Below are 25,636 nucleotides of genomic sequence, written 5' to 3'. Positions count from 1 at the left end.
AGTGAATAATATGAGTAAAGAAAAGGTAGTTTTAGCATATTCCGGCGGACTGGATACATCCGTTGAGATCGCCTGGTTAAAAAATCAGGGCTACGATGTGATCGCATGTTGTATTGATGTCGGTGAAGAAAAAGACTTAGTCGAAGTACAGAAAAAAGCCAAACAAGTTGGAGCAGTCGGCTCAATTGTGATCGATGCCCAGCAAGAATTTGCCGAGGAATTCTGTCTCACCGCCCTGCAAGCACATGCCTACTATGAAGGAGAATATCCGTTGATCTCCGCACTCTCCCGTCCTCTGATCGCGCAAAAGCTCGTTGAAGTCGCCAAAGAGTACGGAGCAATCGCGATCGCCCACGGCTGTACCGGTAAAGGCAATGACCAGGTTCGTTTCGAAACAGCGATCCACGCTTTAGCCCCGACGATCAAAATTGAAGATCCGATCCGTGATCAGCACATGTCACGTGAGATGGAGATCGAATACGCCAAGGAAAACAATATCCCGATCCCGATCAAGAAAGAAAGTCCTTACTCGATCGACGAAAACCTCTGGGGTCGTGCCAATGAATGCGGCATCCTAGAAGATCCGTGGGCTGCAGCACCAGCAGATGCCTACGAGCGCACACTGCCACTAGAAGAGGCACCCGACCAGCCAGACTACCTTGAGATCACCTTTGAAAAAGGCATCCCAGTTGCTCTAGAGGGTGAACAGTATCCACTGCATGAACTGATCAAAAAAGTCAATCAACTTGCCGGCAAGCATGGTATTGGCCGGATCGACCACGTTGAGAACCGTCTGATCGGGATCAAGTCACGCGAGATCTATGAGGCACCAGGAGCAGAAGTTTTATTAACTGCCCATAAGGATCTTGAAGATTTGACGACCACGAAAGATTTGGCACACTTTAAACCGCTAATCGAACAAGAAATTGCCAATACCATCTATAACGGACTCTGGTTTACCCCATTATTCAAATCTTTGCAGGCTTTCTTAAAAGAAAGTCAAAAAGAGGTCAACGGGATCGTCCGCGTCAAATTATTCAAGGGCAATGCGATCTGTGAGGGCCGGAAATCAGCTAATTCCTTGTATGATTTAAATCTAGCTACTTACACAGATGCCGATTCCTTTGACCAGGAAGCTGCCGCTGGTTTCATCAAACTCTACAGCTTGCCTTCAGTCGTCCACTCACAAGTGGCGCAAAAAAACGCGGCCAAAAAAGTCGATAACTTAGAGTCTTAAGACACGCGAGGATGAAAAAACAATGACTAAAAATCAAATGTGGGGCGGTCGTTTCGAACACGGTAATACCGCTGATGTTGTGCGCTTCAACGCTTCGATCCAATTTGATCAGCGTTTAGCCAAACATGACATTACAGGCTCGCTGGCGCATGCCAAGATGCTGGTCAAAACCAAAATTTTGTCCGCGAGCGAAGGCCAGCAGATCATTGCTGGTTTAGAAGCTTTGCAGGAAAAGTTAGTAGCCGGCCAACTGGAATTTTCGCCTGACTACGAAGATATTCACATGAATATTGAAAATTTACTCAAAGAAGAAATTGGCCCCGTCGCTGGTAAACTGCATACTGCTCGCAGCCGCAACGACCAAACTGCCACTGACATGCATTTGTTTATGAAAGATGAGCTGGCAAGCATCAGTGCCTTGCTTAAAAATCTGTTGCAGACCTTGGTCAACAAGGCCGATGCCAACGTCTCTACACTCATGCCAGGCTATACTCATTTACAGCATGCGCAGCCGATTTCTTACGCCCATTATCTGCTGGCCTACTATGAGATGTTTACACGCGATTTGGGGCGTTTTCAAGCAGCACAAAAAAGTGCCGATAATTCGCCTTTAGGCGCAGCTGCCTTAGCGGGTACCACTTTCCCGATCGACCGCGAGTACAGTGCCCAAGAGCTTGGCTTTGCAGCAGTTTATCAGAATTCGATCGATGCTGTTTCCGATCGTGATTATTTGCTCGATTTTCTCAGTGCTGCAGCAACGTTAATGATGCACCTCAGTCGTTTTTGCGAGGAAATTATCCAGTGGAATTCATATGAATTCGGCTACCTGGAGATCAGCGACCAGTATGCAACCGGCAGTTCGATCATGCCGCAAAAGAAGAACCCAGATGTCGCAGAATTGATCCGCGGAAAAACCGGCCGTGTTTACGGTGACCTGTTTGCCATGCTGACCACACTCAAGGGCTTACCTTTAGCCTATGACAAAGACCTCCAAGAAGATAAAGAAGGTGTTTTTGATGCGCTCGACACGGTCAAAGACTGCACTTCTTTATTTACCGGAATGTTAGCAGAGCTTCAAATCAAACCGGAAAAAATGGCTGCTTCGCTGACTGACGATTTTTCCAATGCGACTGAATTAGCCGACTATTTAGCCGCCAAGGGCGTTCCTTTCCGGCAGGCACATGCCATTGTCGGACAACTCGTTCACTACGGGATGGAAAATCACCTGCCGTTGCAGGAGATGCCGTTGGAATTACTGCAAAAAGCTGCGCCGCAGATAAAAGCAGATGTTTACGCAGATCTCGCACCGGAGAATGCTGTTGCACGCCGAGTCTCTTTGGGCTCGACCGGATTTGAACAAGTTCGCTTTCAAATCCAACAGGCACAACAAAAATTAGCAAATAATGCAGAAAAATAAAGCAATAACCGCCAGCCCACTTTTTTCGGGATGGCGGTTATTTGATGCAGTCGCCTGTTTGTATCAAAAGATGGTGAGTTTATCAGCCAATCTACACCTCTTTGCCCGAAACATGGTGAGTTTACCAGCTAATCTACACCTCTTTGCCCGAAACATGGTGAGTTTACCAGCTAATCTACACCTCTTTGCCCAAAACATGGTGAGTTTACCAGCTAATCTGCAGAATTTGAGCAGTCCCTAAAATATTCTTTTATTACTTAGTGCCCCAAGGTGTTGCTGGGACGCAGCACCAGCAAATTGAACAAACATTTAAAAAAATTTTGATGTTGACGGTTGACAGGACCTCACACAAAGTGTTAAGTTTTAAAACAATTAAATTATGATTAAAGGCTGCAAGGAGAATTTTATCTTTTGGCGTGAGCAGAGAGTCGCTGGTTGGTGCGAAGCGATTCACTAAGATCGATAATGATCATCTCTAAGCTATGCTGTGAAAGTCCTGTGATTATTAAACAGCATTGGGTACACCCATTATTGTGTCAGCGTATCGCATAATGCCGTACGTGAGAGGTTTTTTAATATAAAAACAAACTTAAGGTGGTACAGCGCCGGTAACGCCCTTAACTTTTGCCAAATTCTGGTAATAGTTAAGGGCGTTTTTTTATTTCTTTCAACACAGCTTAGTAATCGAAAATTCTGTCAATTTCGGGAGGTGAGGTCTATTGGAACCTGGTATTAGCGGCTTACAAAACAATTTCATCTGGCAGGAAAAGACGTACACCTCTTTAGCTAGAGCGTTTGCGTCTTTCTCACCAGCAGTTTAACAACTTTAAGAAAGAAGGAGAACATCATGAAATATGCAGTATTGGGAGCAGGAGCGATGGGATTAAGATTTGGTGTTTTATTGCAGGAAGCCGGCTTAGATGTTGACTTCGTGGACTCCTGGGACCAGCAGGTTGAAACGATCCGTGCCCAAAAAGGAGTCTACGTTTCTAGAGACGGGCAAAACAAGCACCTTGTTCCAGCCAATATTTATTACCCGGAAGAATATTCAGGCGACGCAGATGTTCTAGTCTTTTTCACCAAGCAATATATGCTGGCAGACCTCTTGGATCGCTGCGCGCCCTTCTTCAACGATACGCAATATGCCTTGACCTGTATGAACGGCATGGGCCACGTTGAAAAGCTTAACCAGTACTTTCCGCCTGAGCGTGTGATCGGCGGGACAGCCATGATCGGCACGGTTTTGAATAAAGCCGGCGATGTTGATTTTATCGGCCAAAAAGGCGCCGGTTCGGTCAACTTTGCCAATCAAACCGAAAAGTCTGATGAGACAACTCAACAAGTTGTCCAAGATTTTAAAGCAGCCGGCATGAACCCGACTTTAACCAGCAATTTTACCGGTACACTGATGGCCAAGGTCGTTTTCAATTCTGTGGTCAATACCCTGTGTACGATGTTTAAGATCCGGATGGGCGAATTTATCCAAGCCCCTAGTGTCAAAGATCTTTCACTGCAGCTGATCAATGAAGCTTACGATGTCTGTGAACGTGCCGGCATCACGCTGCTTTGCAGTCGGCACGAGGAATGGGAACAGGTTGTTGCAGTCAGCCGGACCGGTAATCCACTCCATTTTCCCTCGATGTACCAAGACTTAGCCAACGGCCGTCACACCGAAGTTGACTATATCAACGGCTACCTTTACGACCTCGGAAAAAAATACAACTACGAAGCAACGACCCATAACTTTCTGCGGAACTTGGTCCATCTGACTGAATTTACAGACAAATTCGATGTCGACGGCTTCATTGACCAGGTTTTGGAAGATAACAAAAAGAGTGAAGCAGCGAACGTAACTTTAGATACCAAGGAAGACCTGGCAAAATTTGCCTAGGACTTACCACACTGAAAGAGAATTAAATCGGCATAAGGAGGCCCTTTTCATGAAAGAACAAGTTGAGAACTTAGATTGGAATAACTTAGGATTTGCATACCATGATCTGCCTTACAGCTTTGAGGCTAAATTCAAGGACGGCCAGTGGCAGCCGGGAAAACTGACGACCAAGTCGACGCTGGAATTTTCGGAAGCCGCCGAAGTCCTCCACTATGGGCAGGAAGTTTTTGAAGGCTTAAAAGCTTACCGGCGCAAAGACGGTCAACTCAATTTATTCCGGCCGGAATTAAACGGAGAACGAATGGTCAACTCAGCCAAGCGGCTCGCGATGGAGCCCTACCCAGTTGATGCCTTCGTGGATTCCGTCAAACAAGTAGTCAAGGCCAATGAGGATTTCGTTCCGCCGTACGAAAGCGGCGGTTCACTCTATGTTCGGCCGTTCATGGTCGGCACTTCCAGTGTTGTTGGTGTGCAGCCGGCCGTCGAATATACCTACCATGTTTATGCTACCCCAGTCGGGGCTTACGTGAATGGTTTGTCGCCTGCAGCCTACACAGTTAGTCAGTATGACCGTGCTTCTTATGCGGGAACTGGTCAAGCCAAGACATCAGGCAACTACGCCAGCAGCCTGATCGCCTCAATGCAAGCACATCAAGACGGTTTCGCTGACTGCTTGTTTCTCGATCCGCGCGAACATAAATATGTTGATGAATTTGGCGGTGCAAACTTCTTCGGGATCACAAGAAAAGGACAATTTGTCACACCCAAGTCCAACTCGATCCTGCCTTCCATCACTAAGCGTTCCTTGCTGACCTTAGCCAAAAAGCAAGGCTTAAACCCTGTAGAAACCAAGATCCCATTTGCAGATCTCGACCAGTTCGTCGAAGCTGGGGCGATCGGGACCGCTGCTGTCATCTCACCCGTGGGTTCGCTGACCTATCAAGGCAAAAAACAGATCTTTTACAGTGAAACTGAAGCCGGCCCAGTCACGACCAAGCTTTACAATGAACTGCTTGGGATCCAATACGGCGACCGCCCTGACCCGGAACACTGGACCCAGACCGTGGAATCAGGCAAAGTACTTAACAAAGCATAAGAAAAGAGAGGTAGAGAATATGACGAGAAAAGCCGGCGTTATCGGAATGGGCCACGTGGGCTCAACGGTTGCTTATTACATGGTCACTTCCGGATTGGTGGACGATCTAGTTTTGATCGACTCTAATGAACTAAAAGTCAACGCGGACGCAACTGATTACCAAGATGCAATGGCGAACCTGAATTATCACACAAATGTTACGGTCAATGATTACTCTGCCTTAGCGGACGCGGATGTGGTCGTTTCAGCTGTCGGCAAGATCGATTTGCAAGAAGACAACGAAAAACACGACCGTTTCGTTGAATTACCTTTTACCAAACACGCAGTTTATGAAGTCGCTGCAAAGTTAAAAGAAGTTGGTTTTAACGGAGTTCTGATCGACATCACCAATCCTTGCGATGTGATCACATCCCTTTACCACGAATTCACTGGACTGCCATACAACCAAGTCTTAGGGACAGGGACGCTACTAGATTCCTCCCGGATGCGCCGCGCAGTCGCAGCCGAACTAGAAGTCGACCCGCGCTCAATTTCCGGCTATAACTTAGGTGAACATGGTAATTCCCAGTTTACTGCTTGGTCAACAGTTCGTGTCTTAGGCGAGCCGGTCGCTGAAGTTGCTGCCAAACGTGGTTTAGACCTCGCTAAACTTGATGAGGATGCCAGAGCCGGCGGCTACACCGTCTACCACGGCAAACACTATACGAACTATGGCGTTGCCTCAGCGGCAGTCCGTTTAGCAGCCACTGTTCTCAGCGATGCGCATACTGAATTACCGGTTTCCAACTACCACGAAGAATATGGGACCTACTTGTCTTACCCAGCCATCGTTGGGCGACAAGGCGTGGTCGAAAAGGCCCATCTCTCTTTGACTGCCGACGAGGAAACCAAACTGCAGCAATCAGCTTACTATATCAAAACACGCTATGAAGATACATTAGCCGAACTGACAAATCAGCAGCCTAACAGAATTTCTAACACATCTTTGAGCTAATGTCTAAAGGTTACAATTTAAAATATCTCAGGACTTGGGCAATATAAGATATTCTCAAATTGATTTGAGTGCTGACTACAAGTCGATCGAAGTTTGAGCATGTTGGATGTATGTTTGCCAAACTTTGTTCCAAACGGCGACTGATCGGTTGCATGTTTGCTTAAATAACTACCAAAACGCCAGCAAATTTTCGAAGGACAAGAAAATTTGCTGGCGTTTTTTGCAACTGATTTTTTGAATTAAAGTCGCCTTAATTTCAGTGTACCTAACTTTTTGTTTTAATATCCTTAAATTTATTGTACAATGAGTTTGTTCTAAAAAGAAAGGTGGTTTTTAAAATGAGCAAAAACAAGTCAACGGCTCATAAGCATCATTTGATTCAATATGCAAATGGTCCGTCCTTAGAGGAAATCAACGGCACGGTTGAAGTGCCTAAGGGTAAAGGATTCTGGAAGACGTTATTTCTGTATTCTGGACCTGGTGCCTTAGTCGCGGTTGGTTACATGGATCCAGGTAATTGGTCAACCTCGATCACCGGTGGACAAAATTTTTCTTACCTGCTGATCTCAGTGATTTTGATGTCGAGTTTAATTGCCATGTTGTTACAATATATGGCTGCTAAACTGGGAATCGTAAGTCAGATGGATTTAGCGCAGGCAACACGAGCTCGGACTGGTAAAACTCTCGGTGTTATTCTATGGATCATGACCGAATTAGCTATTATGGCAACCGATATTGCTGAAGTTATTGGTGCAGCCATCGCCCTGTATTTATTATTCAACATACCATTAGTTATTGCCGTTTTCCTGACCGTATTGGATGTCTTGCTGCTGCTATTGCTAACCAAGATTGGGTTCCGAAAGATCGAAGCGATCGTTGTTTGCTTGATCCTAGTGATCTTAGGTGTCTTTGTTTACCAAGTGGCTTTGTCCGATCCTAATTGGGCTGGGGTGTTCCGCGGCTTCGTTCCCAGCGGTAAAACATTTGCCAGCTCGCCTGATATTGCTGGTATGACCCCAATTTCCGGTGCTTTGGGTATTATCGGTGCTACCGTAATGCCGCATAATTTGTACTTACATTCAGCTATTTCGCAAACAAGAAAAATTGACCATAACGATCCAGAAGATGTCGCACGCACTGTTAAATTCTCGACTTGGGACTCCAACATTCAATTATCATTGGCTTTCGTGGTCAACTCACTGCTTTTGATCATGGGTGTCGCTGTTTTCAAATCAGGCACAGTCCAAGACCCTTCATTCTTTGGTTTGTACGCAGCCTTATCTGATACTTCCAAATTAAGTAATGGAATATTGATTGGTGTCGCACGTTCTGGCATCTTGTCAGTGCTATTTGCCGTAGCCTTACTAGCTTCCGGCCAAAACTCCACGATCACTGGAACCTTAACCGGCCAAGTAATCATGGAAGGTTTCGTTCATATGAAGATGCCCTTGTGGGCCAGACGTTTAGTGACCCGCCTGATTTCAGTGATCCCGGTTTTGATTGCGGTTCTGACCACGAGCGGTAAAAGCGAAGTTCAACAACACGTCGCCATCAATAACTTGATGAACAACTCACAGGTATTCTTGGCATTTGCCCTGCCATTCTCGATGCTGCCCTTGTTAATGCTGACTAACAGTCAAACTGAAATGGGCTCGCGTTTCAAAAATACGCTGTGGGTCAAAATCTTAGGCTGGCTCTCCGTAGTCGGACTAACCTATCTCAACATGATCGGCTTGCCAAGTTCAATCGAAAGCTTTTTTGGTGATCATCCAACGGCTGCTCAAATCACCCTAGCTGACAATATTGCGTATGTCCTGATTGCTTTGATCCTAGCTCTTTTAGTTTGGACAATAGTTGATCTGTATCGGGGCGACAAGCGTTTGGCAAAAAAAGATACTGAAATTAAAGCTCAAAGTCAAGGGGGAAATGTATAATGGCAGAAGATAAGACTAAGTTTGAACGAATTCTAGTAGGTACTGACGACTCGCACGATGCCCAATTAGCCTTCCAATATGCAATCAACTATGCCAAAGAAAATGACGCTGAATTATTTATCGTTGCTGTACTTGAAAGTGATGAAATGAATGTTTATCAAGCATTAGATGATGATTATATTCACGGTGAACGTAGAGAATTAGAAAAACATCTTCGCGATTATAAAGAAGAAGCCAAAGCCGCGGGAGTCAATCAAGTCCAAACTGTAATTGCTGAAGGCGATCCAGGAAAAACAATCATCAACGAAGTGATCCCACAGATCGAACCTGATCTATTAGTCATCGGTTCATTCGACAAAAAAGGCGTCGCTCGGCATTTTGGAAGTCAAGCCGCCTACATGGCAAAAAACTCACCAATTTCTGTGTTGGTCATGCGTTAATAAGTATTTCTTAAAGGTTGACTAAGGTAAAGAATCGCTGCCAGCAAAAGATGTATTCAGGTGACTGCCCTAAAGTTGAAGATATATCCAAAGAAGAATACTCGCTCACAATTTACGACTTAGTCCACTGCTCAGAGCTTTCTTTAAATATGTTTACACTTCACTTTAGTGATCATCACATCGACCTCAACTAGCATCAACCCTGGGGTGATGCTACTTTATACCAGAGCAATGGTCTAGATTTATTCGGTAAAACGCTGAGAAAAAAAGCGCCTCAATGAATAGCTTCACAAATTTTTTTGACAAAAACGCAAAATAACGCAAGCCGTGCAACTAGCAGCTTGCGTTATTTTTGTTTGATTTTATTATGGTTTTCTCCTAAAAATATGAGAATTTTTGGCATCCAATACTTTTTGCAGGCAAAACTTTAAACTTTTCGAAGTATCAATGATATCATTATGATATTAAATTTTTGAAAGGAGTCTGATCCATGCTGCTTGAAAATCGCTGGTCATGGGGCCGACAGTTGTATTGGGGAGTTATTTTGTTTCTGCTGTTTTTCTTTGCGAGTCTCTTCTTCTACGATGTCTCCTTGGATTTTAAAGGCATCGCTAACCTCGTCATCGCTTCCTTTGCCCTCTTTATTTTCTTTTTGTCTACTCGAACTTTCAAACTTTTATCAAGCAAGATCCATCTTGATAAGCCTCTTCAGATCACCGGAGGATTGGCTGTACTCGCAGGCTTGCTCATGTTTATCGTCGGCGGGAGCCCCGCTCATATCGTGGCAGTCTTTCAATCAAAAACCCCAGTAATCAGTACTGTCGTTGCACTGGCAGCCGCGATCCTGGAAGAGTCGGTCTGTCGCGGTCTTTTTCTTTCCGGCTTCGTAGGACTCGGTGCCTACAAAAGCTCTCACTATCAATTAACCAAGGCATCTGTCTACTCCGCGTTGCTTTTTGGGGGACTCCATCTCTTTAATTTACTAGGAGCCAACCCTTCAGCAGTTTTTCTGCAAATTTGCTATACCTTTGCACTGGGAGTCTTTCTGGCAGCCTTACGGATCACAAGCAATGGTTTATTCTTGCCGATCTTACTGCATTTTTTGCTCGATTGGGTCCCGCTCGATGCTCCAAGACAAGCTGGCAGTTCCAATTGGGGTATGACCTTACTGGTTTTTTTGCCGCTCCTGCTTCTCAGCGTGACCTACTTAATTTTGTTAGACCAATCTTTGCAAAAAAATAGTGCTGGTGCTTAACACACCAACACTGAAACAATGTCTTAATCTCCGCCAACACCTAGCGTCAAGGCATTTTCCGAATAGTTGATATATGTCCGGAGCTTGACGGCGTCTTTACGGGTGATCCGGCCTGACTCCAGCATAGATTGCACTGAAGCTCGTTGAGCACCGAGCGCTACGATCTGCAAACGCGAACGCTGTTTTTGATACTCGGCAAACTCAAAGTTGGACTTGCCTTTGATGCGCTCGATCCGGTTACGGTACATGATCACCAGATGATAGATCGCATTACGGTTAATTTTTTTATTATCGACCTTATCATTTGAGACAAAACGTGACAAAGCCTTGATGGCTGCCTTGGCTGATTCGCGGTCCGCCAAGCGGGTCTCTTTCAGTAGATCCTCAGTTTCTTTATCAGATCTTCTAACATGGAAATACCTATGAAACAGCCTGCGCATGCGGCGGAAATCGAGCACGATATTTAAACTCGAGCGCCCGCTTAACCGTTCTGCGTTCTTTAATTCCTGATCAAGACGGTATAAGGACTCTTGATAAACTTCCTCACTGATCTGAGCATTTTTGTAAAGCCTGTCAACGGCCTCATGTTCACCAGCGATTCCCACTCTGCGCAAGGTCATTTCATTTTGAACAGCAGTCTCCACTTGATCATCATCCCTGATCTCCATTTCGATCTGCCGTTCGTAATTCTGATAATCGAGGATGAGTTCATATGCTGCTCGTTGGTTCTTAGTGGTTACTTTTTCATTTAGGCGTTGAATTGCTGTCCGGGTTATGATCAGATATGCTTCATTTTCTGTCAAATAACGCGGCAGTTCCTCTTCATCTTCCTCTTCTTCATTGACCTCATCAATTGAGCTGCCTCGAGTCACGATCGGACCAGCGTTTGGAGCAACAAGCGGCAGGGTCACAACGGCTGCGATCAAACTAAAAATCACAACCCCTGAAGCAATAAACAAGACTAGGTCTCGTTCCGGAAAGCCTGCACCGCTTGGCATTTTTAACGGCAAAGATAAGATCCCTGCCATGGTCACGGCACCTCTGACACCAGATAAACCAGAGAGTAAGGCGTAGCGAAAGGCACCTTTTTTCTTTTGGCCCTTATTTTTCTTAGTTGGAAAAATCTGGTAGACATAAGTCCAGATGATCCTAATGGATAAGATCACTAGCCAAGCAAAAAAAGCATAGCCAACCGCCTGTGTTGTGCTGAAACGTTCACCTTCGATCACGTTGCGCATTGCTGTCGGCAAAGCATTCCCCAACAACATGAAAACAAATCCGTTAAGTAAATAGTTTAAAACGTCCCAAGTTGTGGTAGAAACGACCCTAAGTTCCGGCCGATATTCCACGGAACGTGTTCTGCCGAACTGGGTTGTGACCCCGGCTGCGACAACACCGATCACACCAGAGGCGTGTAAGACTTCTTCAATTACAATGTAAATTAGGAAGGGACTGATCAGTTGGATCGCGGTATGAAAAACAACATCGTCGACACCGTTTCTTAAAAGAAGTTCTTGAAGTAGATCAAGCAGCTGAGATAGGACAAAACCTGCGATGACTCCGACAATACTAATATAAATAAAGTTGCCGGCTGCAGAAGAAAGGGAGAAGGTTCCAGTTAGAACAGCACCTAAAGCATATTTAAATGCAACCAAGCCGGAAGCATCGTTGATCAAGCTTTCACCGCTGACCAAGTGCAGAACACTATCCGGCAATTTGGCTCGTTTGGCAATGGATTGCACGGCAATCGGGTCAGTCGGCGACAATATCGCAGCTAAAGCAAAGGCTTCTGCTAGAGGGATCGACGGTATAAAGCGATAAATTAAGTAGCCGCCCACGATCGTGGTTAAAAAGACCAGCAAAATTGCATTTCCAAAAATCGGGACCCGCATCCGCCAGAGTTCGCGTTTAGGAAAACGGCGGCCGTCGGTATAAAGCAATGGTGCAATAAAGACCAGCAAAAACCAGTCTTGCGTTAAATTAATTTCAAATTGCCCACTTAAGGACGTCAGCAGCCCCAAGACGATTTGGATCAAACTCAATGGGACCGCGGGTAAATAATGGCTGATCACATTTGACACCAAGATCAACAGTGCCAATATGATAATAATTTCTATGATATGCACGTATAAGATCACTCTCCAAAATTAGTTTCAGGCTGCATTATGCGTTCACAGCTTGTTTTCGATCTTCTTTTTGATTCGTTTTAAAGTTGACACGGAAAAGCCTGTCTTTTGAGCAACTTGCTGATAAGTAAAATCACGTAATAAGAGATAAGCCTGGCGCTTTTCTTCGGTGATCAAAGCTGGCGGGCGCCCTTCATGATAATTCGAATTAAGCATCTTGGCCCTCTTTTTACCGGCCAGCGAACGCTCACGGTACTCAATTTTTTCCATGAGAGCAACTTTTTTGAGCGTTTTTAGGATCAACTGCCCCCGCCCAGACTTATCGATCAACCCAAGATCTAAGACTTCGACAAAAATATCTCTGGCGAGCAATAAATCACACAGCTCAACCAGCTGTTTGGTTGAATCAGCGATTCGGTCAACAGTAGTTACGGCTAAGACATCATTCGGCTGCAGAACGGCCAGCAGCTGACCAAAAGAAGTCCCATCTTCAGAAATCTCATCACTTTGGTCGATGTAGATCCTCTGTTTAGAAATACCTTGACTAGTTAAAAGCTGTAGTTGTTCAGGCTGGCCAGAGCCGCAAAGTGAAACGCGAATATACCCATATTTCATAGAAAACCTCGATTAATAACCGGGCAGAACAAAAACGGAGAGCCGCAGAATTTTCTGTCTTCCACATTATGCTGGCTGGGCGGAAAAGTTTGGCTGGTTCGACCCGAGTAAAATGACAAAATACACACAGTAACTAAGAGAATTATAACAATTATCAGCCCCAGGCTCAAATAATAAGTACTTTCTGACCCCAAAAAGTTGATTCTCAGCCAAAGTGTGCTCTAACCATCGGCCAGCAAGTCTTTTTTCATATCATTGTATCTTTTCTCCTCGGCTTCACACACCAGCAATAATTCATTATAACCTCCACCACTTTAATTGCAGAAAAATTCAAAAAGCAGATGATTTTGAACTGTAATTTTCCCATTAGATACGTTGTTCACAATCAACTTCCAGATAGAACACATTAAAAAAGTCTTTTTCAAACATAAAAAAAGCCTAACCGTGACCCGGCTAGGCAAGAGAGAGAAATTTATGTGAAAAATATCACTGAAATTAGTATAGCACGATTTTTCGTTTTTGCATACTATATCACAAAATTTTTCTGAACAATTTTTATTGACCTGCCGACTTTATTTTGCAAAAAAATGTTGACATCCAATAGCTGCTGCGTTAAATTAGATTTTAATTAAACAACGATGAAAAACGCTTTGACAAGGATCGTTTTTATTTCGGCTTTTTAGAGAGCCTCCGCTTGCTGAAAGGAGGTATGGCTAAATAAAGACCACTCACCTTCGACGCGGCAAAAGTGATATTAGCCTTTGCTGGCTTGCCCCACCATTATTGGGAATGCAATTAATGATTAATTGTACCGAGCTCATTGGATCAGCAATGAGAAACAATAGGTGGTACCGTGGAAACGCCCTATCAGGTCTCAGACCTCTTAGGGCGTTTTTTTATCGTTGTTGATTTTTATAAATTTACCTTGTTCTACTATCAAAAGGAGGATGTTGATGATGAAAGAAAAAGCAGCAGATATGGATTGGAATAACTTGGGTTTTGAATACCACGATCTCCCATACAGCTTTGAAGCTAAATTTAAAGACGGCAAATGGGAAAAAGGCCATTTGACAGAGAAATCAACCATTGAACTCTCAGAAGCCTCTGAAGTCCTGCACTATGGGCAAGAAGTTTTCGAAGGCTTGAAGGCATACCGGCGCAAGGACGGCAAGATCAACCTGTTCCGTCCGGAACTAAACGGTCAAAGACTGGCGAACTCCGCTGCCCGCCTTGGCATGGAAGCCTACCCGGTTGATGACTTTCTTGATTCTATCAAACAAATCGTCAAAGCTAACGAAGAATTCGTTCCCCCATACGAAAGCGGCGCGACGCTTTACATTCGTCCTTTCTTGATTGGGACAAGTACTGTCGTTGGGGTGCAACCGGCTACTGAATATACATACCACGTCTATGCAACTCCGGTAGGGGCGTATGTCAACGGGCTCAATCCAGCAGCTTACACGGTCAGTGAGTACGATCGCGCAGCGTACGCTGGAACTGGGAGTGCCAAAACCTCCGGCAACTATGCCAGCAGCCTGATTGCTTCAATTCAAGCACATAAAGACGGCTACGCTGACTGCTTGTTCCTTGATCCGCGTGAACATAAGTACATTGATGAATTCGGCGGAGCCAACTTCTTCGGGATCACTGAAGAAGGGCAGTTTGTCACACCTAAGTCACGCTCGATCCTCCCATCGATCACTAAGCGTTCACTCTTAGAGGTCGCAGAACGTCAAGGCTTGAATCCGATCGAAACACAAATTGAATTCGCCGATATCGACAAATTCGCTGAAGCCGGTGCGATGGGTACTGCTGCAGTCATTTCACCTGTCGGCTCGATCACTTACCAGGGAAAAAAGCACGTCTTTTATGATGAAGAAAAGACAGGCCCTGTGACAACCAAGCTTTATAATGAATTGATCGCTATTCAATACGGCGATGCTCCAGCTCCAGAAGGTTGGGTTCAAACTATCGACTAAGGCATTTGCTAGAGGAGGTAACAATAAATGGCTAGAAAGATCGGTGTGATCGGGATCGGCAACGTGGGCAGCGCCATTGCCCACCACATTATCGTGCAAGGAATTGCTGATGAATTAGTTTTGATCGATCAAGACACTGCTAAGGTTGAGGCTGATGCAATGGACTTCACAGATGCTTTGGCTAATTTGGAAAACCACACTAAGATCATCGTGAATGACTTCTCTGCGCTAGCCGATGCAGACGTAGTCTTTTCCTCGATCGGTAATATCCAGCTGGCTAATGACAATCAAACCAATGATCGTTTTGCTGAGCTGCCCTACAATAGCGCGGCAGTGCGCGAGGTTGCTCCGAAAATCAAAGCTTCCGGCTTTAACGGCGTTTTGATCGTGATCACCAACCCCTGTGACGTGATCACTGCCCTATACCAGAAGTATACTGATTTGCCCAAAAACCAGGTCATCGGAACAGGTACCCTATTAGATTCAGCACGGATGAAACGCGCAGTAGCTGGCGAGCTCAAATTAGACCCGCGTTCGGTTTCCGGCTATAATTTGGGCGAACACGGCAACTCGCAGTTCACCGCCTGGTCCACGGTGCGTGCTCTAGGACATTCGATCAGCGAGATCGCACCGCAAAAAGATATTTCGCTGAGCACGCTTGACCAAGTCGCACGGGATGGAGGATTTGTTGTTCTAAAAGGCAAGCACTGCACTAACTACGGGATCTCGGCCGCAGCGGTTCATTTGGCCAAAGACATCATTGGCGATGCCCACAGTGAACTGCCAGTCTCGAATTATCGCGCAGAATATGCAACTTACTTGTCATATCCCGCAATTATTGGTAAAAACGGTATAGAGGAAAAAATTCAGTTAGACTTAACTGAAGATGAAAAAGAAAAATTACAGCTGTCAGCTGATTTTATCAAGCAAAAATTTGCCGAGACAATTGCGCAAGATCAAAGCTGACAGTTGCACGAAGGGATCATAAGAACCGATGGAGAAACTGAGAGTAAAAGTACCTGTTGCCAATCTATGGCGTACAAAAGATGCACCACGTGAAGTTGACCAAAAAATCCTGCAAGGTGATGCTAAGGGTTGGGTCGCGGGCATGTCCGATCAAGAAACTATCCAGCTCTGTGATGACGATATGATCGACAGCCAGCTGCTGTTCAATGATGAAGTTGTGGTGGAAAATAAAGAGGATGGCTGGATCAAAGTTATCGTTTTGAATCAACCGACCCACAAGAATAAATTGGGCTATCCCGGCTGGATTCCAAGTGCTTCACTGGGCCCGGCTATTCCAGAACAAGAGACGGCCAAAAGCCAAGTGACTATCAAGGTTAAAACCGCCATCCTCTCTGACGCACAAAACAAGCCGCTGGCTGAATTAAGCCTTGGCACTGATTTGGAAAAGCTGGCTGAAGAAAACGGTAAGATTCAAGTGGCAACCCCGCTTGGTATCGGCTATATTGACGCAGAAGCGGTCAAGGTCCCCGCTGACTTGGTCGGTGCAAACGACGGCGAAACGATGGTCAACATCGGCAAACAATTCTTAGGGATGCGCTATCTTTGGGGCGGGATCAGTGCCTATGGGTATGACTGCTCTGGTTTAGTCTGCGGCTTACACCGTGCGCTAGGAATTATTCTTCCCCGTGACGCAGATGACCAGCAGGTCAATGGCGATCCGATCGATGTTTCGGAAATTAAACCCGGTGATTTGATTTTCTTCGCCTATGAGCATGGCACTGGTAATGTTCACCATGTCGGTATGTACATCGGCAACGGTCAGATGATCGAGTCGCGGACTCCGGGTAAAAAAGTTGACATTGCGGCTCTTACAGAACCAAAATTTGCCGCTGAATATGCTGGCTACCGCAGATACTGGCATTAATTTAAGCTAACAAAAAGGCTGGAGTTTATCTCCAGTCTTTTTTATTGCCAGTAGTTTACTGGCATTTATCTATAAACTTCACTATTAATTACGTCCGAGCTGCTGTAACAATTCGAGCAGATCCCTGCTAATTATGCATATTCATGCGCCATCTTAGCAGCGATCGCAGCAGCTAAAGCGCCAATTAAATCATCAATAAATGTATTGACGCGGCCATTTTTTTGCGTATCGAGCTCTTTAATGATCCCATGTTTAACACGATCCAAATAGCCAAAATTGGTCACTCCGATCGTTCCATAGATGTTGGCGATACTAACAGCAATGGATTCATCAACGCCAAAAACACCCGAATCATTGGCGATAATGTTTTGCAGCGGCTGTTTGAGCTGGCCTTCAGTTGCCAGTCTGTCCAACTCTAAGGCAACCATCGCGTTATTAAGTACTTCGCGTTTGGAAAGAACTGCATTAGCTGCATCCAAAAACTCTCCTCGTTTGGCCTCGGGGAAAAAATCCTTCTGCAAATCAAAAGCAATATCAGCAATCTTTTCTAAAGTGATCCCGCGTGCAGCGAGTTCACCAGTAACAAAATCATGCGCTGCCTTATCTGGGTACCTAAAATCATTTGTTCTCACGGTTCCTCCTCCTCTTCTGGTTTCATTAACTTCAGCTTAGCATACGTTGCACGCGATGGACATCAATGTGTTCTCAACATTTGTGAGCTTAGTTTTTATTCTTGTGTTACTTTGCCCGATCTACACGAGTTTAGTTGCTAATCTCGCCCTCTTTTGGTAAAACAGGTGGAGTTTACGTGTTAATCTCACCTTCTTTTGATAAAACAAGTGGAGTTTACGCGCTAATCTCACCTTCTTTTGACAAAACAGGTGGAGTTTAGGCGTTAATCTCACCCTCTTTTGACAAAATAGGTGGAGTTTAGGCATTAATCTCACCCTCTTTTGACAAAACAGGTGGAGTTTACGCGCTAATCTCACCTTCTTTTGGCAAGGCGAGACTCTGCCCTATTCTACGCGAGTTTAGCTCCTATTCTCGCGTTACTTCGACTAATTTACATGATTTTAGCATTTTACCTATTCTCAAACCGACTCTTGAGCATTTTTATCTACTTCTGTGTTGGAATATGCTATCTTATAGGCGAGGATAGTTAAGTCTTTGATAGTTCTCTACACCAGTCGTCCAGCAGTTGGACGGCTTTATTCTTTGCAAAAAATTTCCCTGTTCGTCGCGAAAGCGCCCTATAATTGTTAGCCAGACAAACTAACAGTTATGGGGCGCTTCACTAGTACTGAGAAATTTTTGAATCTGCCTAAAAGAAGGCTTGATACAGCGCCTTGATCGCCGTTTCTTCGTCTTCTTCTTTTAACGCAAACATGATACTGATCCCTGATGAACTCTGGTTAAACAACCGGATCCCGATCCCGGCTTCTGCCAGTGCTGTCATAGCTTTGGCGGCGGTACCGATCGTTGTGGCCATCTTTTCACCCACCAGCATGATCAATGTCAAATTAGTCTGTCGGTGCACGTCGTCAGCTTCTAATTTTTCCTGTAGTTCATGTAAAAGCTCTTCTTCTTGTTGAGCAGGAATTTGATTTTCCTTAACAACAAGAGACATTTCGTCGATCCCAGTCGGAATATGCTCCACACTGATACCATGATCTGCCATAACTCCCAAAGCTTTATAGCCGATCCCGACTTCATCATTCATCAAATATTTGGCAACATAAATCGACTCAAAACCATGCGAACTGGCCATCCCGGTCACATCGTGATCACCGATCGGTTTGTTTTTGGTGATCAGTGTTCCCGGCGCTGTCGGATTATTCGTATTTTTAACTTCGATCGGAATGTTTGCCATAATTGCCGGCCGGACCGCTTCATGGTGAAACACCGAAAAGCCAGCGTAGGAAAGTTCACGCATTTCTCGGTAAGTCAGGTGATGAACCTGTTCTGGCTGGGAGATAATATTGGGATTGGCGGCATAAATTGCATCCACATCCGTAAAGTTTTCATATAGATCCGCGTGCACCCCATTTGCCAGTACTGCCCCAGTGATATCTGAGCCGCCGCGTGCAAACGTCACTTTCTTCCCGCTTTTTGAAACCCCAAAGAAGCCTGGGAATACGATTCTTTGCGCACCTAGCTCTAATTTTTTCAAATTCTGATAAGCTTCAGGCAAGACTTGCGCGTGTCCAGGTTCATCGCTGACATAAAGTCCAGCCGCTTGCGGTGAAACGTATTTAGCCGGCAGGCCGCTTTGTGTAAAATACAACGCGATCAGCTGTGCATTATTGTCTTCTCCACTAGCTTTGAAAGCATCTAACTGCTCTGGAAAACTGGCATATTTTTGACTTAGGAGCGCAGAAAAATTAGTTTCAATCAAATCTGTGGCTGCCTGACCCAAAGATAATTGGTCAATGATCAACTGATAACGTTCTTTAACAGCATTCAAAGTCTGCTGGTAGTCAACTTTGTTTGCGACTTGTTTGGCCAGTTTTATTAAGAGATCCGTAATTTTTTTGTCCTTGTCAAACCGTTTACCCGGAGCAGAAACCACAATAATTTTCCGTTCTGGATCCGCCTTAATAATATTCAAAACTTTAGCCAACTGAGTCCCGTCCGCTAACGAACTACCACCAAACTTAACAACCTTCAAATGACCACACCGCCTATTTCTAATATATTCCTAATCTTTTTATTAGAATAACAAAAATTGAGCTTTTTTTCAAAACTATTTTGCAATTTATTTGATGAAATACAAAAAACCCAGGCAAGCAATTTACCCGGGTTTAGAAATTATTTGACCTAACTGCTTAATACCAACCGTACTGGTCAGAATGCTTCAAAGCGTTAGCCCATGAACCATATCTGCTGGAAACATATGCGTCAGCAGTCTTTTCTTGGTTAGCTTCTGAATAGTCGCCATTCAGCATTGATTTGGTCAACTGATACTTGCCGTAGTAGTTGCCATTTGAAGCAGTGTATGAACCGCCAGATTCACGTGCTGCAATTGCTGCTTTAGCTGCTGCTTCAGAGGAGCTCGATGAGCTGCTTGAAGTAGTAGTAGAACTCGATGTACTTGTGTTAGTGGTTGTTGATGTTGAAGTCTTTTGTTGCGAAACAGCTGGTTGTTGTGTTGAAGCGCTAGCTGTTTGCTGTGCTTGAGCTGGTTTTTGCTGCTGAGTCTGAGCTGGAACATAAGCCTTTTGCTGTTGTTGTGGAGCTGCCTGCTGTGTTTGTGAAGTTGCAGCTTGAGCGTCAGTCCCAACTTCCAGTTTTTGGCCTTCAAAAATCAAGTTGATGTTAGACAATTTGTTAGCTTTTTCGATCGAATCAACTGTAACGTTATGTTCTTTAGCGATCGATGAAAGTGTGTCACCTGCTTTAACAGTAACAGTGTCGGCACTAGCTGCCAAGGAACCTGCTGCCATCATTCCGGCAGCTGCTGAGATAGTTAATAAAGTCTTCTTAAATTTCATAATATTTTTCTACTCTCCTATGATTTTGCACTTAGTTTCTTGCAGGTCACTAAGGACCCGCTGAATTGCTTCAACGATGACTAGTATAAGCAAGACAAGTTACATGCAAATAACATGAGAGTTAAAAAGAAGCTCGTTTTTGTAAAACCTGCCGACTTCTGTAATTTTTTGTAACGGTTCGCTGGCCAAATTTTGGATTTGTTCGACCAAAAAACTGGTCTGAACCATTTCTCTAGCCAGCTGGAATATTACAGAAAATCCATTTCTCAACTGCTAATTTTACAAAAATTTCCAAAATTAGCGCAAAAAAAATATATTTTCACCAAATTTAGGCAAAAATTGCTGTTTTTGGCGCTATCGTCCTACACTTCAAACCATAAAAATCTGAAAAAAAATAAGAATAGCGGCAAAGTGATCACCGCCAGCAGGACTGTTTCCACGTTAAAGTTCAAGACCAAATAAGTACAAACATACAGAATATAGCCTAAAACCGCGAAAGTCGCGCACGCCAAAATCAAAAAGGCTGCAATTTTCTTAGTGATACTCAATTTCATTAACTTTTTCTTCCTATCTGCTGAACCGTTAGCACGCCGGTAAAAAGCTCCTGGTGCTTCGAATCAGATATATTAGACTGATGATATTCAAATCCTTTAACTGCCACTGGATGGTAAGACCCAAAGAAATTTTTGACTGTCAAGGTCGCAGACCGACTGCTTTTTTCAAACTGATGAACAGCTGCTAAGTCAGTGAAAAAAATAGCGTAACGCTCACAATCTTCTTTTTTAGAGCCAAGCTCTTCCGCTTGATAAAAATATTGTTTTCCCTTGGTACTTAACCGTAAACTATTCCTTTCAAACATAAATAAGCCTCCTGAAAAGAAATCATGAGCTGTTGCATAACGGTGCAGCAGCCCTGATCAATTAAGTTTCAACTGCGATTTTGTGTTCTGAAAAATAGTGCCAATTTCTATTGTATATCCTCAGCTGAAAATATGCACCTTGCTCTTTAGACAAAATGCTTTTCAGTCAGAAAACTTTTGAGCTTGACCCCAATTTCCAGTGCTTTATTCGGCAGACTCCGCGATCCGGGATCAAATTTTCTCAATTCACGGTAGCTGTTAAACCTGACAATACTTTGGGCAGGAAAGATCTTCAAGTTAACGCTAGCCTGCTGTCCGTCCATTAAGCAAGTCTCCCACCGCAATTGAGCTTGTTGGGGATCATTGGCCAGCCTGATCAACCTCAACCGGATCGTTTCCGCATCATCTTTGGTCAGGTAAGCAAGACCCAACGCTTCCAATTCTTCCTGCCTGACCTGCCTATTTGGGCTCCGCAACCCATACCATGAGTACAACTCGTACTCAGAAAAAGGCACCGCAGCGCAATATAGATTAGATGAAATCAGGTAACAATTCTCCAGTTGCTCGTTCAAAGCCGCCAAAGCCGCTAAACTGTCGGCGTGTCCTGTATCCAGATCAGTTGCTAGCTCAACCTGAAATTTTTTCTTCAAATAACGATATTTTTCGACCTTAGAGTCAGCAATTATCACGATTTTGGTAATATTTTTTTCTTGCAGCTGCTTGATTAATCGTTCAACCGTTCTTTGACCCTTAGCTTCTAACAAATCTCTTTGCTGGTCAAAAGTACTTTCTGGTACACTCAGACTCGGCTCAGTTGCCATGATCACAGCTTTTTGCGGGCGTGAAAACTCCATCAGCTTCCGACCAGCTTCGGTCACACATAAATTTTCAGTCACCAGCCCCTGTCTGATCAGCTCGGCAACACAGTCTTTAACCTTACCCAGAGAAAGTTTGCTTAGCTTGACTAGGTCTGCCAGGCTCTTGCTCCTTGTCAGATAAATTTGCTTGAGTACTTCAGCTTGGGCGACGCTCATCTCGCTTCCCCCTTTCACTCAAAACGACAGTCGTTAATATTTGCTTTTATTATAGCCTGCCTAACTATAAATGGTCACTCAGCTTGCTCAATCAGCTTTTTAACAAAAAAGATCCCATGATCATCAGTTTTACCTAACGACCATGGGCTCTTAAAACTACCTATTCATTTTCGGAACCATTACCGCTTTCTTGCACAACTGAGCTTGGACCAGGCTCGTAGGTCACACGATTATGCAGCAGCTGCATGACTGCCCACAACAAGATCAGGCTGACCGCAATAAAAATCAGCATGATGCCAAAGGACGTCATGATCTGCCCAGAACCAAAACCACCAGTCAGCGCTTCACGGAACCCATAGACTGAATAAGTCATTGGTAAGAAGGGATTGATGGCTTGGAAGAAGCCGTGCATGCCTGTGGTGATCTCGATTGGGAATGAACCGCCGCTTGCCCCTAATTGAATCACCAGTAAGATCATTCCGATAAACCGGCCAGGATTGTCCAAAGCAACCGCTAAGAACATCACGATATACATTGCAGCTAAGGAGAAGGTAATCCCGTTCAGCAGAAAGCCGCCGACATTTTGCGGATGCAAGCCAACTACCATCATCAGTAATAATTCAACTAAAGCATTACCAATCGCGACTAGCCCGCCAATGATCACTTTGCTGCCAAACCATTCAGTAGCCGTGCTTTCATCACTGCCCATTTTGCGCAGTGGATAAACTAAATTAAAGACCAACGCGCCAACATAGAGTGCCACAGATAACATGTACGGCGCTAAGGCAAAACCGTAATTTGGCACTTTACTGTAGTTACTGTGCGCTAACTTCGTTGGAGCAGCGAACATCTGCGCATTTTGCTTTTTCAAGTTAGTCGAGTTGACTTCATGAGCTCCGTCCTGCAAATTCTGAGCCAAAGTTCCGGTCCCTGCAGCAACCTGGCCGGAAGCAGAGTTTAACGTGTCAGAATTGCCAGCTAATTTAGCGGCACCATTGGCTAAAGTATCCAGGCCGTTGACCAGAAGAGGGACTTGACCATTCAATTGGCTTAAACCGCCAGCGAGAGTGTCTGACCCTGAAACCAGCTGGCCGCCATTTGCAGCTAACTGGCTAGTCCCATTGGCCAACGTGTTGATCCCTCCGACTAGAGTTGGGACTTGGCCGTTCATCGTATTCAAGCCATTACTGAGTTGTCCCGCTCCGCTGCGCAGCTGGGTCCCATTTTGATTAAGCTTTTGGGCCCCATTTGCCGCAGTCTTAACGCCATTCAAATACTGCGTTAGTCCAGGAATAACCGTATTAAACTGCGAGTTCTTCGTAATTGCTGCGATCTGTGCTTCAAGCTGTTGACCGCTAGCTGCAGGTTTGAATGTATTTTGACTAGTACCATTTACCGAGCCATTCAACTTGGCAGTAGCTGTCTGTAATTGAGTTGCAACTGCTGCTAACTGCGCAACACTGTTTGAACTATCGCCGCCGCTCTCTAATGAAGTGATCAAAGTATTCAGCTCGGTCAGCTGCTTCTGAGCTGCATCTAGCTGGTCTTTTGCTGCCGAAAGCTTAGTATTGACACCACTCGTTGACTGTTTAATTTCATTTAGGATCTCGCCGTTAGCTTGAGCATTCTTGGCCGTTGTAGTTAAAGCCTCGATTACACCAGCATTTTGTAATTTTTGCTGGTCTTCTGCAGACATCTTCTTGATTTCTTGCAAAGCTGTGCCAGCTTTCGTGCCACTTTCAGCATCATTTGTACCTATTTTCCCCAAGATACCCGCTAAAGAAGTCATAGTAGTTCCAAAATCTGCCAACTGCGACTTCATGGCAACTGTTGTGTTTTGAAGATTTTGTAGTTCTTGCTTATTTTCAGGTGTCAACATACTTGAAAACTTATTTAAGGTTGGCACGATCTGTTCTTTAACGGCATAAGAAACCTGCTGTCCCAACACATATGTGCCAGCAACCCCATAGGGTAAGCTTTGCAGCTGCTGCGCAGCCCCAGCTAATTTATCAGTGCTTCCTGCCAATTGCTGCAAACCGCCATTTAACTGGCTTACGGCACCTGTATATTGCTGAACTCCACTATTCAAAGTCTGCGCACCGCCATTTAGTTGACTAACGCCCTGTGCTAAAGGACTGGCTCCAGCCTGTAAGGTTTGAACACCAGAATTAACTTGACTAACTGCGCCAGTATAGGTGCGCAAGCCGCGATCCAAGGCTAAAGAACCGTCTGCTAACTGAACGATCCCCGCACTCAACGGTTCAACCCCAGAATGCAGGGTGATCACACCATTATTCAAAGTTTTGACTCCAGCTGTGTATGTTGTTAACCCATTGGTCAAGGCCTTAGAACCGTCATTTAATTTAACTGCTCCTTTGGCAGCTTTGCCAAAACCAGTGCCAACTTGCTTGACCACGCCAAACATTGTATCGGCATATGCCGTAGAAACTGTGCGGGAGACTTTACTATTTAACTCGCCAGCAGCTTCCTTGGTGATCACTTGACCGATATAATTCAACGAATCATTGGTCTGATACTGCAAGTTCATCTTACGCGGATGCTCGTCTAACACAGTTCCTGCATTTTGCGAAAAATCATCTGGGATCTTGACCACCATATAATACTTATGGTGCGCCATCCCGTCTTGAGCCCTTTTTTCTGTCACAAAATGCCAGTCTAAACCAGACTGTTTCTTCATATTATTCACTAATTGCTGCCCAACATTGAGTTTTTGTCCGCGAAACTCAACTGGACGGTCATTATTCACTACAGCAACCGGTAATTTATCAACATTGCCGTAGGGATCCCAGACCGATTTCAAAAAGAACACCGAATATAAAAACGGGATCAGCATAATTCCTAATATCGTTGCCAAAATGATTTTATGCCGCCAAATCATGGCAAACTCCTTCTGGATCATCTTCACCAAATCTCACTCCTCAACTGAAATTAAACCCCTTAATGGATTTCAATAGTCCATAATATACTCCAAACGTCTATAAAAGACAACTAGGAACAGCAAAAAAAATATTCTGCTATTTTTGGAATTCGCAACAGCCTGTTGGACAGGAACTGGCTTGGACCTCACTTTGCTATATCAAGGTCCAAGAATCATCGGCTTGGGCCCTTCTTTCAAATACTTTGGTCCAAGAATCACCGGCTTGGACCCTTCTTTCAAATACTTTAGTCCAAGAATCACCAGTGGTATGCTACCAACATGGATTTCCAGTTAAAATAAACGAAAACATCTTAACGTTAGGAAGGTGTTAGCAATGCGAAACTATCGGGTAGACATTCCAATTGAAGTAAGAATTAGAGCGGCAGAAGCAGTCATTAAGAATCATGAAAGTCCTTACCGAATTAGTAAAAAATTGGGA

At 44.6% G+C, this 25,636-nt stretch carries 21 protein-coding genes; 12 read left to right on the top strand and 9 right to left on the bottom strand.

What is annotated here, in order from left to right; translation table 11 throughout:
* The first annotated feature begins 10 nt into the window (after positions 1-10).
* From LFYK43_RS04160 to LFYK43_RS04125, 9 genes are all read left to right on the top strand, one after another.
* Entirely contained in the window at positions 11-1,237 is a 1,227-nt protein-coding gene (locus LFYK43_RS04160) for an argininosuccinate synthase (RefSeq protein WP_124975736.1), read from the top strand.
* A gap of 22 nt (positions 1,238-1,259) precedes the next feature.
* Positions 1,260-2,654, top strand: a complete 1,395-nt coding sequence (argH, locus tag LFYK43_RS04155; protein WP_124975734.1) for an argininosuccinate lyase — start codon at positions 1,260-1,262, stop codon at positions 2,652-2,654.
* Complete coding sequence (locus tag LFYK43_RS12805) at positions 2,641-2,895, top strand: hypothetical protein (RefSeq protein ID WP_229717941.1); 255 nt, start codon at positions 2,641-2,643, stop codon at positions 2,893-2,895. The genes argH and LFYK43_RS12805 overlap by 14 nt, the downstream gene beginning before the upstream one ends.
* Positions 2,896-3,501: 606 nt before the next feature.
* Positions 3,502-4,545, top strand: coding sequence for a ketopantoate reductase family protein (locus LFYK43_RS04150; RefSeq protein WP_124975732.1), 1,044 nt, complete (start codon positions 3,502-3,504; stop codon positions 4,543-4,545).
* 49 nt (positions 4,546-4,594) lie between these two features.
* Positions 4,595-5,641 carry a branched-chain amino acid aminotransferase gene (locus LFYK43_RS04145; protein ID WP_124975729.1) on the top strand — a complete coding sequence of 349 codons (1,047 nt, stop codon included), beginning with the start codon at positions 4,595-4,597 and terminating at the stop codon, positions 5,639-5,641.
* A 19-nt stretch (positions 5,642-5,660) separates the two neighbouring features.
* Complete coding sequence (locus LFYK43_RS04140; protein ID WP_124975727.1) at positions 5,661-6,635, top strand: L-lactate dehydrogenase; 975 nt, start codon at positions 5,661-5,663, stop codon at positions 6,633-6,635.
* A gap of 338 nt (positions 6,636-6,973) precedes the next feature.
* Positions 6,974-8,569: an Nramp family divalent metal transporter gene (locus LFYK43_RS04135; RefSeq protein ID WP_124975725.1), complete on the top strand. Its 1,596-nt coding sequence runs from the start codon at positions 6,974-6,976 to the stop codon at positions 8,567-8,569.
* Positions 8,569-9,009: a universal stress protein gene (locus LFYK43_RS04130; RefSeq protein WP_124975724.1), complete on the top strand. Its 441-nt coding sequence runs from the start codon at positions 8,569-8,571 to the stop codon at positions 9,007-9,009. Before LFYK43_RS04135 ends, LFYK43_RS04130 begins: the two co-directional genes overlap by 1 nt.
* 490 nt (positions 9,010-9,499) lie before the next feature.
* A complete protein-coding gene (locus LFYK43_RS04125; protein WP_124975722.1) occupies positions 9,500-10,264 on the top strand; it encodes a CPBP family intramembrane glutamic endopeptidase in 765 nt (254 codons plus the stop codon).
* 23 nt (positions 10,265-10,287) lie between these two features.
* On the opposite strand, the gene LFYK43_RS04120 is transcribed toward LFYK43_RS04125, so the two are convergent.
* The gene (locus tag LFYK43_RS04120; protein WP_124975720.1) at positions 10,288-12,390 is read right to left on the bottom strand and encodes a Na+/H+ antiporter; all 2,103 of its coding nucleotides are present in this window, start codon (positions 12,388-12,390) and stop codon (positions 10,288-10,290) included.
* 45 nt (positions 12,391-12,435) lie between these two features.
* Positions 12,436-13,005 carry a recombinase family protein gene (locus LFYK43_RS04115; protein WP_124975718.1) on the bottom strand — a complete coding sequence of 190 codons (570 nt, stop codon included), beginning with the start codon at positions 13,003-13,005 and terminating at the stop codon, positions 12,436-12,438.
* A 953-nt stretch (positions 13,006-13,958) separates the two neighbouring features.
* Between LFYK43_RS04115 and LFYK43_RS04110 the strand changes: the two genes are divergently transcribed.
* From LFYK43_RS04110 to LFYK43_RS04100, 3 genes are read left to right on the top strand one after another with little or no spacing between them, the layout of a single operon-like run.
* On the top strand, positions 13,959-14,984 hold the full coding sequence (locus LFYK43_RS04110) for a branched-chain amino acid aminotransferase (RefSeq protein WP_439957202.1): 1,026 nt from the start codon (positions 13,959-13,961) through the stop codon (positions 14,982-14,984).
* 27 nt (positions 14,985-15,011) lie between these two features.
* On the top strand, positions 15,012-15,950 hold the full coding sequence (locus LFYK43_RS04105) for an L-lactate dehydrogenase (RefSeq protein ID WP_124975716.1): 939 nt from the start codon (positions 15,012-15,014) through the stop codon (positions 15,948-15,950).
* Positions 15,951-15,978: 28 nt separating this feature from the next.
* The gene (locus tag LFYK43_RS04100; protein ID WP_124975714.1) at positions 15,979-16,875 is read left to right on the top strand and encodes a C40 family peptidase; all 897 of its coding nucleotides are present in this window, start codon (positions 15,979-15,981) and stop codon (positions 16,873-16,875) included.
* 131 nt (positions 16,876-17,006) lie between these two features.
* On the opposite strand, the gene LFYK43_RS04095 is transcribed toward LFYK43_RS04100, so the two are convergent.
* From LFYK43_RS04095 to LFYK43_RS04065, 7 genes are all read right to left on the bottom strand, one after another.
* Positions 17,007-17,507 (bottom strand): phosphatidylglycerophosphatase A family protein, encoded by a 501-nt coding sequence (locus LFYK43_RS04095; RefSeq protein ID WP_124975712.1) that lies wholly within the window; start codon positions 17,505-17,507, stop codon positions 17,007-17,009.
* Between the two features lie 689 nt (positions 17,508-18,196).
* A complete protein-coding gene (locus tag LFYK43_RS04090) occupies positions 18,197-19,543 on the bottom strand; it encodes an aspartate kinase (protein ID WP_124975710.1) in 1,347 nt (448 codons plus the stop codon).
* A gap of 157 nt (positions 19,544-19,700) precedes the next feature.
* Positions 19,701-20,366: an aggregation-promoting factor gene (gene apf / locus LFYK43_RS04085; RefSeq protein ID WP_124975708.1), complete on the bottom strand. Its 666-nt coding sequence runs from the start codon at positions 20,364-20,366 to the stop codon at positions 19,701-19,703.
* A gap of 362 nt (positions 20,367-20,728) precedes the next feature.
* Positions 20,729-20,920: a hypothetical protein gene (locus LFYK43_RS04080; RefSeq protein WP_229717940.1), complete on the bottom strand. Its 192-nt coding sequence runs from the start codon at positions 20,918-20,920 to the stop codon at positions 20,729-20,731.
* Positions 20,920-21,225, bottom strand: coding sequence for a hypothetical protein (locus LFYK43_RS04075; protein WP_124975706.1), 306 nt, complete (start codon positions 21,223-21,225; stop codon positions 20,920-20,922). The genes LFYK43_RS04080 and LFYK43_RS04075 overlap by 1 nt, the downstream gene beginning before the upstream one ends.
* Before the next feature lie 146 nt (positions 21,226-21,371).
* Positions 21,372-22,259, bottom strand: a complete 888-nt coding sequence (locus LFYK43_RS04070) for a hypothetical protein (RefSeq protein WP_124975704.1) — start codon at positions 22,257-22,259, stop codon at positions 21,372-21,374.
* 160 nt (positions 22,260-22,419) lie between these two features.
* Complete coding sequence (locus tag LFYK43_RS04065; RefSeq protein ID WP_229717945.1) at positions 22,420-25,179, bottom strand: YhgE/Pip domain-containing protein; 2,760 nt, start codon at positions 25,177-25,179, stop codon at positions 22,420-22,422.
* Positions 25,180-25,636: the final 457 nt, after the last annotated feature.

This window comes from Ligilactobacillus salitolerans, from assembly GCF_003864415.1.
Lineage (GTDB): Bacteria > Bacillota > Bacilli > Lactobacillales > Lactobacillaceae > Ligilactobacillus > Ligilactobacillus salitolerans.
This window is presented reverse-complemented; position numbering and strand designations above follow the sequence as displayed.